This window comes from Alteromonas sp. ABE4_545, assembly GCF_056161325.1.
This window is the reverse complement of sequence record NZ_JBSWYY010000022.1, coordinates 1-12,343: the sequence shown is the minus strand read 5'-3', so window position 1 is coordinate 12,343 and position 12,343 is coordinate 1. Positions and strand designations below refer to the sequence as shown.

At 43.4% G+C, this 12,343-nt stretch carries 12 protein-coding genes; 1 reads left to right on the top strand and 11 read right to left on the bottom strand.

Going from position 1 to position 12,343, the window contains the following annotated elements:
- Positions 1-18: 18 nt before the first annotated feature.
- The 6 genes from ACXAH6_RS16120 to ACXAH6_RS16095 form a co-directional block, all read right to left on the bottom strand.
- Positions 19-654 (bottom strand): DUF2987 domain-containing protein, encoded by a 636-nt coding sequence (locus ACXAH6_RS16120; protein WP_474878464.1) that lies wholly within the window; start codon positions 652-654, stop codon positions 19-21.
- Positions 651-1,394 (bottom strand): glucosaminidase domain-containing protein, encoded by a 744-nt coding sequence (locus ACXAH6_RS16115; RefSeq protein WP_474878462.1) that lies wholly within the window; start codon positions 1,392-1,394, stop codon positions 651-653. Before ACXAH6_RS16115 ends, ACXAH6_RS16120 begins: the two co-directional genes overlap by 4 nt.
- 173 nt (positions 1,395-1,567) lie before the next feature.
- A complete protein-coding gene (locus ACXAH6_RS16110) occupies positions 1,568-2,194 on the bottom strand; it encodes a LysE family translocator (protein ID WP_474878534.1) in 627 nt (208 codons plus the stop codon).
- 24 nt (positions 2,195-2,218) lie between these two features.
- Positions 2,219-2,941, bottom strand: coding sequence for a Sir2 family NAD+-dependent deacetylase (cobB, locus tag ACXAH6_RS16105; protein ID WP_474878460.1), 723 nt, complete (start codon positions 2,939-2,941; stop codon positions 2,219-2,221).
- Positions 2,938-3,777, bottom strand: coding sequence for a 3-mercaptopyruvate sulfurtransferase (gene sseA, locus ACXAH6_RS16100; protein WP_474878458.1), 840 nt, complete (start codon positions 3,775-3,777; stop codon positions 2,938-2,940). The genes cobB and sseA overlap by 4 nt, the downstream gene beginning before the upstream one ends.
- Positions 3,778-3,879: 102 nt before the next feature.
- Positions 3,880-4,809 (bottom strand): AraC family transcriptional regulator, encoded by a 930-nt coding sequence (locus ACXAH6_RS16095; protein ID WP_474878456.1) that lies wholly within the window; start codon positions 4,807-4,809, stop codon positions 3,880-3,882.
- Positions 4,810-5,031: 222 nt separating this feature from the next.
- Here ACXAH6_RS16095 and ACXAH6_RS16090 point away from each other — a divergent pair, with 222 nt between their 5' ends.
- A complete protein-coding gene (locus tag ACXAH6_RS16090) occupies positions 5,032-6,042 on the top strand; it encodes a glycosyltransferase family 2 protein (protein WP_474878454.1) in 1,011 nt (336 codons plus the stop codon).
- 12 nt (positions 6,043-6,054) lie between these two features.
- Here the strand turns inward: ACXAH6_RS16090 and ACXAH6_RS16085 are convergent, their stop codons facing one another.
- From ACXAH6_RS16085 to ACXAH6_RS16065, 5 genes are all read right to left on the bottom strand, one after another.
- Positions 6,055-6,660, bottom strand: a complete 606-nt coding sequence (locus tag ACXAH6_RS16085) for a hypothetical protein (RefSeq protein ID WP_474878452.1) — start codon at positions 6,658-6,660, stop codon at positions 6,055-6,057.
- Positions 6,661-6,891: 231 nt separating this feature from the next.
- A complete protein-coding gene (locus tag ACXAH6_RS16080; RefSeq protein WP_474878451.1) occupies positions 6,892-7,542 on the bottom strand; it encodes a DUF2589 domain-containing protein in 651 nt (216 codons plus the stop codon).
- A gap of 93 nt (positions 7,543-7,635) precedes the next feature.
- Positions 7,636-8,271, bottom strand: coding sequence for a DUF2589 domain-containing protein (locus ACXAH6_RS16075; protein ID WP_474878449.1), 636 nt, complete (start codon positions 8,269-8,271; stop codon positions 7,636-7,638).
- A 652-nt stretch (positions 8,272-8,923) separates the two neighbouring features.
- Positions 8,924-10,525 carry a glycosyltransferase family 2 protein gene (locus tag ACXAH6_RS16070; protein WP_474878448.1) on the bottom strand — a complete coding sequence of 534 codons (1,602 nt, stop codon included), beginning with the start codon at positions 10,523-10,525 and terminating at the stop codon, positions 8,924-8,926.
- A 698-nt stretch (positions 10,526-11,223) separates the two neighbouring features.
- Positions 11,224-11,880, bottom strand: coding sequence for a hypothetical protein (locus ACXAH6_RS16065; protein WP_474878446.1), 657 nt, complete (start codon positions 11,878-11,880; stop codon positions 11,224-11,226).
- Positions 11,881-12,343: the final 463 nt, after the last annotated feature.

The following is a 12,343-nucleotide window of genomic DNA, read 5'->3' as shown; positions in this document are numbered from 1 at the left end:
CTTACGCACACACCTTCACTACTTTTCTACGACTGCCGTGATGCGAAAGGGAGTCTCGGGTAACGACAACGCTTGCCCCGTAGCCAGCCAGTCGTCTGTTAGCGATAAAACACCGTCTTCAATACGCAAATTATCAGTAAGTGCGGTGTTGAGAGAATGATTTGTAAAGTGAATTTGCAGCCCCACTACATCAGGCATCATAAATGACAAAAACCCGCCCATTTCATCGAAAAAGGCTTTGTACTGCTCTTCAATCTGTACTAATTCCTCATGAGAATATGCCTGCTTTAGCGCTTGAGGCTTTGTTTCGATTTGCACCGACATATCACACACATTAGCGGGCTCATCTAACTCCACAAGAACATGAGCTTCAGCCATCTTCAGTATTTTATCTGACGGCACGCTGAAGCGACTTTCTGTCGTCACATTCAACGGCAGAGTTTGCTTTGAAGTCACAATTTCAGCGCGATTAATTTTACACAACCGGCTCTCTCCCACTCGAAGAAAACCAAATGCAAACTGTAGGTCTGGCATATCTTCGCTATCGAGCTTTTTGACATGGCTGTAAAACGTTTTGTATTCAAGGTCTAACGTTTCAGCGTGAGCCACACTCATTGTGGCTAACACTGCGCTAAGCATCCATACGCCTTTCATTCCGTAATGTACTCCTGATTAAATCGCATCATGTCTTGTAGCTCTTCTACATAAGCCGCCCCGCGCTCCGAGTAACTCATTAAGCCTTCAGACAAGGCCAAGCCAGTAATTGGCATTTGATTACGGCGTAAAGACGCACGAATCTGGCGTAACTCTCTATACGCGTTATGTCGGTTTAAATTGCGCATATAGGTGTATGTGGCTTTAGACACATTATCAAATTTCGCCACTTCATGGCTGGCATTTTTATTGCGTCGAGACGGCACAAAACCACAGCCTTGGCGGTAGCACCATAGCCCAAAAAAGTTGAAACCTTCCTGTGCGAACCGCGAAGCCCCCCACGCCGATTCATTAGCAGCCTGCATCAGTACTAGCTCGTGAGGCAAAATATCAACGCGCATTAACAAAGTTGTTAATGCGGTTTCTAAATCAGCTTCTTCTTTTACCCGATATTCATCGCGTAACCAATCGATGCGGTCTAGATCATCTTCGGTCAGCATTTGGCCATTTTTTACTTGGCGCTGCACCGTTTGCAAATAATGGCGTAATGTCAGTAAATATTCGTTTTGTTTATCAACCTCTGGCTGAAGATAAGAAAAGAACGCTTTTTTCTTTTCGGTGATGTCTTTAATAGCTGCGAAGTCTGGAACCGGCTTATGCGCTTCCTCTGAAATGGGAACATCAATAATATCGGGAGTTTTGTCGGTGCTAACCCATGCCAAAGATATAATTAACGCCATGACAATTAGCAGAATTAATACAATTTTAGTCGTTTCTCTTTTGTGCATTCACCACGCTCAATTTAGTTGTACAGCAAAAAGGCAAGTTATGAGTCATGCATTAACTGTAGCTGTCAAAATAGAAATTGCTTAGTTTAGGCTTATCAATACGCCAATCGTTGCGTAAAGATCGCTCACAGTGTGACCAAGCGCACCGCCAATGCGATAAGCATAACGCCCATGGCTCTGTCTAACCAGTAGCCTTTAGTTCCAATAAGCGAAGCCACTTTTGAAGTGCTCAGTAGATAAGATAAAAATACAAACCACAAACCCGTTGCAAACGCTAGATACAAACCATAACCCGCTTTGATTACCATTGGCGTGTTGATATCTATGATTGCCGTGAAAAGTGATAGGAAAAACAAGGTTGCTTTCGGGTTTAACCCGTTAGTTAAAAAACCCACCCATAGGGCTTTTTTGTCACTAATAGCATTTTTGGCAGCTTCTACTCCTTCCATTGGTGACGCACTCGAAGGGCCGCTTCTCAAAGCGCCGTACGCAAGATAAATAAGATAGGCTGCGGCTAAATAGCTGATTGTTTGGTATAACCACGGCGTTGTTTTAATCACCACACTTAAACCAATCAACGAATACGCTACGTGTAATAATATGCCAAGACCAACGCCAATACTGGTGATAATCGCAATGCGACGACCATAGGCTACACTGTGCCTTACCACTACGGCAAAATCGGGGCCGGGGCTGGCAACAGCAACTAGATGCACTAGCGCTATGGTAATAAAATCACTTAAATACGGCATGGATTGGCTCACGTTATCGACTCTCTAACCTTGCAAATATGTGTGTTTCAGTGCTTCTACATATTGAGGCACTATTTCAGAAGCCAATCCTTCAACCGACTCATTAAAGACGTCGTGGCGCTGGCTGGGTGTTAAGTTTAACTCAACCGTATGTGCACCGCTATCAAAAGCCACTTGTACAAAATTGGCCGCAGGATACACCTGTCCCGACGTACCAATAGCAATAAAGATATCTGCTTTGCTGAGCGCTAATAAAATATCGTTCATATACAGGGGCATTTCACCGAACCAAACAATATCGGGGCGAATCTGCTGTGGTGGTGTACAACATGGGCAAGGCGTGGTTGCAGAAAAATCGTCGTACCACGCAAAACGATCACCGCTGGTACAACACTGTGCTGACAATAATTCACCATGCATGTGAAAAACTCGCTGGCTCCCACTGGCTTCATGAAGGTTGTCGACGTTTTGAGTAACTAACGTGAGTCTATCTCCCCACAGTGCTTCTAACTCAGCAAGCGCGACATGCGCCGCGTTTGGCTTCACGCTGTCTTGTTGTAATTGCTGACGGCGCAAATTGTAAAAACGATAAACTAACGACGGATTTTCCGAAAACGCATCCGGTGTAGCAACGTCTTCCACACGATGGTTTTCCCATAATCCGTCGTTGTCTCGAAAGGTTTTTAACCCCGACTCAGCGGAAATACCAGCTCCAGTGAGTATCACTATACGCGGTAAGGTATTCATGATGCCGACTCCACGGGAAGGCTGGCAATCGCTCCCCATTGTGACCAAGACCCGTCATAAACTGCCACGTCTTGCGCTCCTGCCATCTGCAAAGCCATACCGACAATACAAGCAGTGACTCCTGAGCCACAACTGGTGCGGCAAGGTTTTGATAAATCTAAGCCAAGTTCAGCGAAAATCGCCCGCAATTGCGCACTCGATTTAAACTTACCCTGCTCAAGTAGTTCGGTAAACGGCATGTTATACGCTCCGGGCATGTGGCCAGAACGCAACCCCGCCCGAGGCTCTGGTACGGCGGCGTTAAAGCGCCCTGCACTACGCGCATCAATCACTTGAATGGTTGCATCGTTAACACAAGACACCATGTCATCCAGAAAAATAATGCTGTCGTCAAACGTATTCACTGGATACACACTCGGTTTAACGTCACCATTCGGCGTCGTGATAACATCATAGCCTGCGGCTTTCCAAGCCGGTAAACCACCGTCTAGTAAACTGACTTGCTGGTGGCCATAAGATTTGAGCATCCACCACAATCGCGCGGCACTAAAAAGCCCGCGGCTGTCGTAAACCACTATGTGATCACTTGTGTTAATCCCCAGCTTTGAAAGATACTCACTAAATGCTTCTGGTTTGGGTAACGTATGGGGAAAAGGCCCGGAATGATCACTGCCGTCGCCATCTATATCAAACGCGACGGCATGAGGAATGACACCGACCTCCGGCGAGTCTGCGTTACCAGAGACGGGATCTTTCATCGTCACCCAAATAACGCGGACCGATTGTGATTCAATCAAGGATTGAAGTTGATTGGCATTAACTAAGCATGACTGCACGATAACCTCCACTGAACCTGCTGTGTTAAAAAACACTAAGAATCAGCTATCTATCATACGTACAAGTCACCAACAAGCAAATACATGCAACAACAATATTAGCTATTTAAGTAATACATAAATGTTACTTTTTGCTTGATGCATGGGCACATCGGGGTAAAACGCGATACGCTCAACGATGATTGGGAAGTCTAACGGTATTTCGTTGTTTTTCAGTAACCACTGTTGATACAGGTATTTCACCGATTCGCCCATACTGCTGTCACTTCCGACATGAACCATTTTCGCTGCTCTGGCTGCGGGTATAGACAGTTTTTCCATCGGTTCTGTCGCTGTAATAGTGACTTCGCTTGAATATTCACAGGCCAATCCAAAACGATAGTGTTGCGGCTCAACGGTTTCAGGATCATCGTATAACAAATTGAACGTTCTATACTTTGAGGGTGGTAACTTATGCATTTTTCGCCATGCGATAAATTGCCCTACCGACTGAGGAATTGATTCAACTGAGCCAATATGCATCAATTGCATTACTGATAACGCTGGCCATTCAACAATACAGACTTCATTGGGAAGGTGCATCCCGCTCTCCTTTTTCTTACTAAATGGGAACACTGATTGCGGTAAATTCGATACAAGACTGGGGGTTTTACGCAATACGGAAGGCGTCACGCCGCATTGTCGTTTAAACGTGCGACTGAACCCTTCTACAGACGCAAATCCGGCGTCAAACGCAATGTCGGTAATTGAGTATTCTTTACGATATGCCAAACGCTGTGCCGCTCTATGCAAGCGAATATTGCGTATAGCCTCACCCACTGTTACACCTGCCCACGCAGTAAATAAACGGTGAAAATGATAAGGGCTTAACCCCGTATGGGTTGCCAGCTGGTTCACAGAAAGCGGTTTATCTGCATTAGATTGGATATATTCTATTAGTGATTGAAATCGCTCGTGATAACGCATTTTTTTAAACAGCCGTGATTTAGTAACCTCTATTTTACGCGAGCAATACAGTAAAAACTTGACCATTCTTGCGCTTTTTCTGAATTGGCACCGACTCATGCTTTAGGTCATGGTTTTACCAGATGGTCAGCACCCTGTATTTAGCTTTCTATTCCCTTAAAAAGCATGCTATGTTAGTACATAAATTATACAACCTTTCATGAGTTGCTATTCGTAATGTGTTAACAGTCACTTGTGATTTTTTCACTGCGGCCTTCACGCCATCGTTATTGATGGAGCATACATACATTGAACCCTGTCGTTAGTATTATCGTTCCCACAAAAAACCGTGCGTGGTTACACGCGGGGTTGCTATCGGTATTTAATCAGCAGGACTATCCGCATATCGAATTGCTAATTGCTGATTCTGGCGAAAGCGGGCCGTCAACCGTGTTCCAAAATAACCAACAAGACAACGTGAAATACTATTGGTCAGATACAGACATTAGCGTTGGGGCAAAACGGAACTTCCTGATTGAACGGGCTGTTGGTGATGTGATTGTTCATTTCGATGATGATGACTTTTACGCACCTCACTATGTATCAACAATGGTACGATTGTTACAGGAATACGACTTTGTCACATTGAGTGCTTGGTACAATCGAGATGTCAGAACGGGTGATTTTTATTACTGGGATACTACCGCACACTCTGATTACCTTTTCACACCTGGGTTAAGCACAACAGTGACCACCCAAGTTGCGATGAACTTACGCTCAAGTGCAGCTAACACCTGGGGGTACGGGTTTTGCTATGCATACAAACGCGCGTTATGGGAGCGTCACAGGTTTCCCGACATTAATCTAAAAGAAGATATTATTTTTGTAGAGGCGTTTAAAAACACGGCCGCCATGCACTGTTTTGCCGATCAGTCCTGCTTAGTTGTTCACTCATTGTGGGCACACACGCTGTCTTCCTGCACACCGCAATATCGGCTACCGAGCTTTTTATTAAATCAGTTGAGTGAAGATGCAGCACGTTATTACCAAGTATTCCACCAACATCCGCTATCCGATGCTTTTGTTTTTTTCAAAAATGTTGACAGTGAAGGCGGAGATATTGGTTACGTGGGTCGCTTGTCGGCAAATACCTTGCTCGATTGCTGCCTCAAACACGAAGGTATTGCCATTAATGCCAATGGGTGGATAAAAGAGACACTTAAGCCCCAGGAACAATGGATGCGTTTACCCGCAAACAGTAGCGGTGGCATGTGGGTTAGAAAAACAGCGGTTGACGCTTTGGGTTTGGTTCAACAATAAAGCACTATCTGTTTACTGGGGGATCTGCGAGCGCAGCAGCTTCTCATAGCCATCAATCACAATTTGTAAGCCTTCAGCGGGATCGCGAGGAGAAATCTTAATTTTTAACCTACCCGGCTTGGCATTCCCCATCATTTGACTGAATAGCTTTCGTTCAAAGTTTAAGTGTACTTCATCGTTAGATTCAGAAATCACAATGTCACTCTCTAGTGTAACTTCTGTTATTTCCGTGGAGGTCACCGGTACAAGTGTGAGCAATGGGATGTGAATATCTCTGTATTCAATACCATTCTCAGTGGTGAAGGGAAATTGTACTGATACCAGTTTGGGTGTGTATGTGTCGGGTTGTTCTGCATGCTCTTTGTCTGATGAAAATTTACCACCACTTAGTGCATCTCTAGCTTCTTTGAGCGCTTTAATGCGATCTTCCTTGGATTGTTGTTGGCCGCCTTTCAAAGACGATAGTGCATTATCGAGTTTGTCTTGTAGATCGGCTTCGTCACCTATTTTATCAAAATACATTTCAACAAATTTGCTGGTCTGGCGATCAACCAGAGACTCATTAGCTTTTGTAATAGCTTCCTGAATTGCTGTTACAAACGCATCAAACTTAATCATGTATATCCCTGCATTTAGCTACTTTTTTGCTTGAGGAGACTACTTTTCATGTGTTCAAACTCTTCCATCGCGTTCTTCACTGACTCATGGCTTTGCGGATCAAGATTAAGTGTCAGATGACAGTTAGAACAGGCAAATTTTTTCCCCTGCAGTAGACCATATGTATCGTAAGGAATTGGTGTGCCACAGTCTGGGCAATCTAATTTCTGTCCATTCATTTTTCAATTAACCTTATATGGGTTGTGTGTCCGATGTAGGATCAGCAGTAGTACTAAGCGCTTTGGGTTTCACATCATGAGGGGTGATATGCTTACCAAAACTGTCGATCAACGACAAAATTCCTGAAGGAAGAGGCAAAGACCCTGCGGTGAGCTTAATTTCCAAATTCGCTTTACTGTGATCTTTGCGATTAGAGCTGGCCACTTTGCTTCTGGCGGGCCCGATTTTACCGCGAAGATTCACACCGTGTTTCTCAGGATTGGCAGTGTTTGCCGAGCTACCCTTACTCTCGATCTTTTTATCCACAGTGCCGCTTTCCATCGACGTGATTTCCAAGTCAAAATCAATTTCAATTTTTTCAACCGCCAGCGAACTGAGCGGTACGATGGTGATGATAGGAAGATGGATTGTGGCGTCGATACTCACCATTTCACACTCGCCGCCTTGTGTTTCAACCAGCTCGTGCCGACTAATAGTCATATCAATCATTCGCGGTAGGTATTTGCCATCTGAAACCTGTTCAAAGCAATACTTGAGCACAAACGCCAATTGTTCATGCGCCATATTCGAATTGGCCCTAGCGGCAGCTTCAAGAGGGGCAGCAATTACCTCATCAATTAAACAGTTGCCACCACTTGCTGGACGAAATCTACTCACTGTCATCTTCTTTCCCTATTCACCCGTTCAGCTATTGCTAGCGATTTAATGCAAACCGGAACCCAAAAAGTCGGTTTGCATTAACACATGTGGTAGCAACTAGATAGTAATAGGCTCTATCGCTTTGGTGTAAGCCTCAATAATGGTATTCACACCTTTAGGAAGGGGTAACTGACCAGCGTGCACCAACACTGTATATTTGGCCGAGTTACTCTTTTGATAATGCGTACTGAAATTAGAGCTATCGCTCTTATCGTAGCTCGCATTGCCTTTTACCGTAGCGGAAATAGGCCCCCAACCGAATTTGGCTTCAAAACTACCAGACGTATGTGTGGAACTGGAAGATGACTGGCTGGAATCCTCACCATAACTGGATTTCACTTCCATCTCAAAGGTAATGTTAACGTTATCAACCCCCAAAGAGTTAAGCGGAATAATAGTCAACAATGGCAATGTGATGGTTGTAGGCGCCTGTTGGATAGAAGGCGGCGATGTTCTTTCATCTATCACTGAGCGATTCAGTGTCATGTTGATCATGATTGGAGAAAGAGAGGGTGTTGACCCCGAATTGTCGGTGTCAAAACAGGTGTCTAACATAAATTTTGTTTGTGTCAGCGCCATCGCGGAATTGGCTTTTGCGGCAGCATTTAACGGCCCACCGATCAGTGAGTCCATGGGCAAGCCAGTGAATTGTTGAGCCATTGAAACGAGAGCAGGTCCTGGAACGTCGGCCATAGTAAATGTCCTATTCTGTTGGTTGATTGATGATACTCATCTGCCTACAACCAAACATCCGTGCCAAGTATCGAAGTACAAATTTTGTACAATTAAAATTAGCAAGGTTATTATGGTAATGCAATGTTTATTTTTTGATCATTTTGTAAATACCTAACAGGCGTTGAACACCTGCAACGTACTTACGTGATCGTACCAGTATGCTGAGGATACTGTTATGTTAGGTTATCATCCCATAAAACCAGATAACGGCTTGAAAGGCAGTTACAATCCGTATTCCCATCCATACAAAGACAATCTGTTAAAGGGTTGTAGTACATATTACAAGCCAATTAACTCAGAAGCTCAGCCTGTGGTTTGTCATTATGATCCTTCAGTCGCCGTGCGTAGAGATCAGCTCAGGGGCATATCTGTGCCTCAGTCAAACACCTCGAATTGCGACGACAATCGCACTGTGGTGCTGGTTAAGTGTGACGTGAAAAATCACCGTGAAAACATAGCTGTGAGATTCATGAGTATTAGCATACTGAAGGGAGCTCTGGCAGAACTACTAGACGTCAAAAAGTGGATGCAAGCATCAATCACACGCTTTAAGCAGTTATTAAAGCTCTCCATTCACTGACTAGCACTTATTTGCTGGCTTGCCATCTTGTTAAGCCGACCACAACGGGTAGTCGTCTCCAATAATAGATTCAATAGTAGAGATTGGTTGGCGATGCCAAAGTATTTCGTTGGTTTTTTTCTCACTGGTATTTTGGTTATGTACACGACCTACATAAAAATCGAAACGATCTAGAATATGAATATCTGTCCCAGCAACCTGAGTTATCATTTGGGTGTCTTCACCGTCGTTCAAGGCAGGGAATGGATGTTGTTGCCAGAAAGCTTTGTGATAACAAAACGACCCTCCAGCGATCCAGTTGCCAAACCTAGGAGGGTACGCATAGATCCACGCTTCACTAGTCGTAGGATTGGCATAATACATACTATTCACACCACATATGTGTTTACCGCTTTGTAATAGATTCGCTACTTGGTAACTAATACGCCAATATGCGAACCAGTCGTCGTCATCCCAGTGTAATATGATTTGTCCGCGGGCTAAATCACAGCAGATGTTGCGTTTTTCCCCAAGCGTCACCTTCCCTTTCAGGTAGTAATATTTGATCAGAGGGTGTTCTGGTATTAAAGAATGTACTGGCTCACTTCCGTCATCCACGATCACCAGTTCTGCACCTGTAAAATCCTGTTTTAGAAAGAGTGCTATCGCCATGGGGAGGTATTTTGCCCGGTTGTAAGTGGGCAGAACACACGACACAACGGGCAATTCACTTCCATAATCAACCTGATTTTTTGCTGGAATAATTTCGAATGTTGGCTGCTGTTCATGACTAGTCGCAGGTTCAGTAACAGAGATCGGAGCTGCATCGCTGCTTTGCGCGCTATGCTCATCAAACGCGATCTTTATAATAGTATCGGTGGCAAAGTGTTCACAAACGTCACCTTTACAATGACTATGATAAGGCTGCCCCGCACCTTTTTGCAGCGCGCAGTGTTTGTCTTGATACGTTTTCTTTGCGTCTTCCAGCAGTTCGGCATTTTTTGCGGAAAAAGGTTTCAGGGGCCTGTACACCAACGCAGATTTAACCCACAAACCATCAATGCCAGCTCTAGCTGCGCGAATGTTGTAATCCATCTCCCAGCAAGGTTGTTCACCAAAACGCTCATCAGCAGCCCCAACCGTTTGTATTGTTTCATGGCTTAACATCATGCAAAAGCACCCGAGACTGAACAATGGGGAAAGAGTGTCTGACTGCCCTTCATATTTATCAGCCCAAGTTTTTACCAATGTTTCGCTATAGCCTTGAGAGGTAACAGGAATGTGCTTTGCAGCGCCTTGCTCGTTCCAACTCAGGTTTGTCGAAGGCCCAACAATGCCCGCAGGCGACGTTTTTAACGCATGCAACAATATATCAATGGTGTTAAAGCCCAACCGAACTCCGCATTCAAGCCACAAATAAGCATCAGCTTCTCCAGACTGTAACAAGGTATTAAACGCCCCCGCTTCGCCCGCCGTGTTCGATGATATTGTTACGCATTGATTAATGTGTTCAGGAAGAGATTCTGGAATTACGGTGTGCTGATCGACAATAACGGTAATATCGTTTTCGATATTTGAGCCGTGTAGTGAATCTATCGTAGCGGCAAGGTATTCCCAGTCACCGTTAACATAAATCCCTGTCCTTAATTGCATCACTAGCAACCTTATTCGCTCGAGCACCCAATAGATAAAATATAAGGTGTATTCAAAATAGCACCAAGTCAATAACCAAACATACTCTGGTTACACACTGTGCAAGCGGCGATAATTGCTAGTTTGCATGCCATACCATGACAGATATACATCTGATGAGCCGACTAGGGCATAGACATACAAAGATAATATTGTGGGTAAAAATAGAAAAAGATGTTTTAGAAACAATTGGGTAAGGTGAATCTTTCCCCGTTTATGGGGTAAAATCAGCAAAGAGAGCTTATTAATTATAAGAAAATGGTGCCCGGGGCCGGACTTGAACTGGCACGCTGTTACCAGCGAGGGATTTTAAATCAGCATGCATTTCAAATTTAAAACAATTACTTAAATATCATCTTCATAATATACCACACATCTAAAAACGACGTATTACCAGCAAAATAAGACGGATATTATGAATCATAAAACTATGTGATATCAGTTAAAAAGTGAAAATTCTAACTTGCGCTGGCAAAGAATTGAACGAGACGCAATTAGCCCTAGAACTTCAGTTATTGCACTGAAGTGAACATCAACGCCTCATTAAGTCTTTAGTAGCGGCATCACTGATGCTTCAACCATTGTGCCGTGGACAGTAAATTTAAAACAAACTGTAAATAATGAGTGTTTCGAACTTGCCTTAAACGCTTGTAATGTTGTTATGGCTTCGGTTCAAAGCACTTTTTATATTCTACAGCCCATGATTCGAAGAACTCAGTTCGTACATTAAGTTCAACTAACTTATCGAACATAGGTGAGCGTTCAAGATTACCCCATATCAGATGTTTTTTACTAAAGTTCATTAATTCAATCATGTCATTGGTGTCATACGCGGCCCAGACAAGTTGCATAAGTTCGTCTAATTCCTTAGAGTCATTTGAGGCAAGAAGAGTCTCTAACGTTGAGTAAAATGCACTTTCTGCATTACATGCTAAATTTCCAACAATGTCATACTTTTTTCTTTTATTCTTCTCATCCAGTAATTGGTATTGATGATTAAAGTGATAAACATTTGTGCGAACTGTCGGCTTTAGATCAGGAATCAACTTACCAATGCTATCCCTAAAATCGTCGGTATTCCGATTCATAGCAGCATGAAACAATTCTGATAGCTTTATCAAATGGTGTTTCCGATCTTCTTTTTCCCACCGCAATGTCACTAAATCATTTTGGACTTGGTTTTGTTTCAATGACTGAACGATATAGACAATTGAAACCAGAGTGAAAATTGGAGATAAAATACCGCCAACAAATGACCCAAATGCTCCCCAACTTGAATTATCATAGCTAATGACATACCCACCTTGGTACGTCATCACGAACCACCATATAGCCATTGGAGCGATGTATATTAATAACAAGAGTAAGCCGAACCTGTGGAACCAGTTCTTCAATATAGACTCCCCAATGTAGACCCGTTTCTCAATTTTCAACTGAATAACATCTTATTACTCATATAGCATAGTAACACTCGTTTCTACAAAAAATACATGTTTTGTATTTTCATAGTAAGAAGTAAATGTCCACAATTCGGTCATTTCGAAAATCTAATCGATTATAAGGAAGTATAAAAATCGCCCTATTAAAAAGTTTCGAAACGTCTATCTTTAATAGTGACAGTTCTCGTAAGACAAGTGATGACCCATTGTGGATGGGATGGTGTTATCAAGGCTCTTCATCATTAACGGGGGACACCCGCATTCATTAAACTGATTTTGCGAAGAATCATTTAATGGAGAGTACAGATGTCCCACGCAGGTACTATTTTAGGCATAAGTG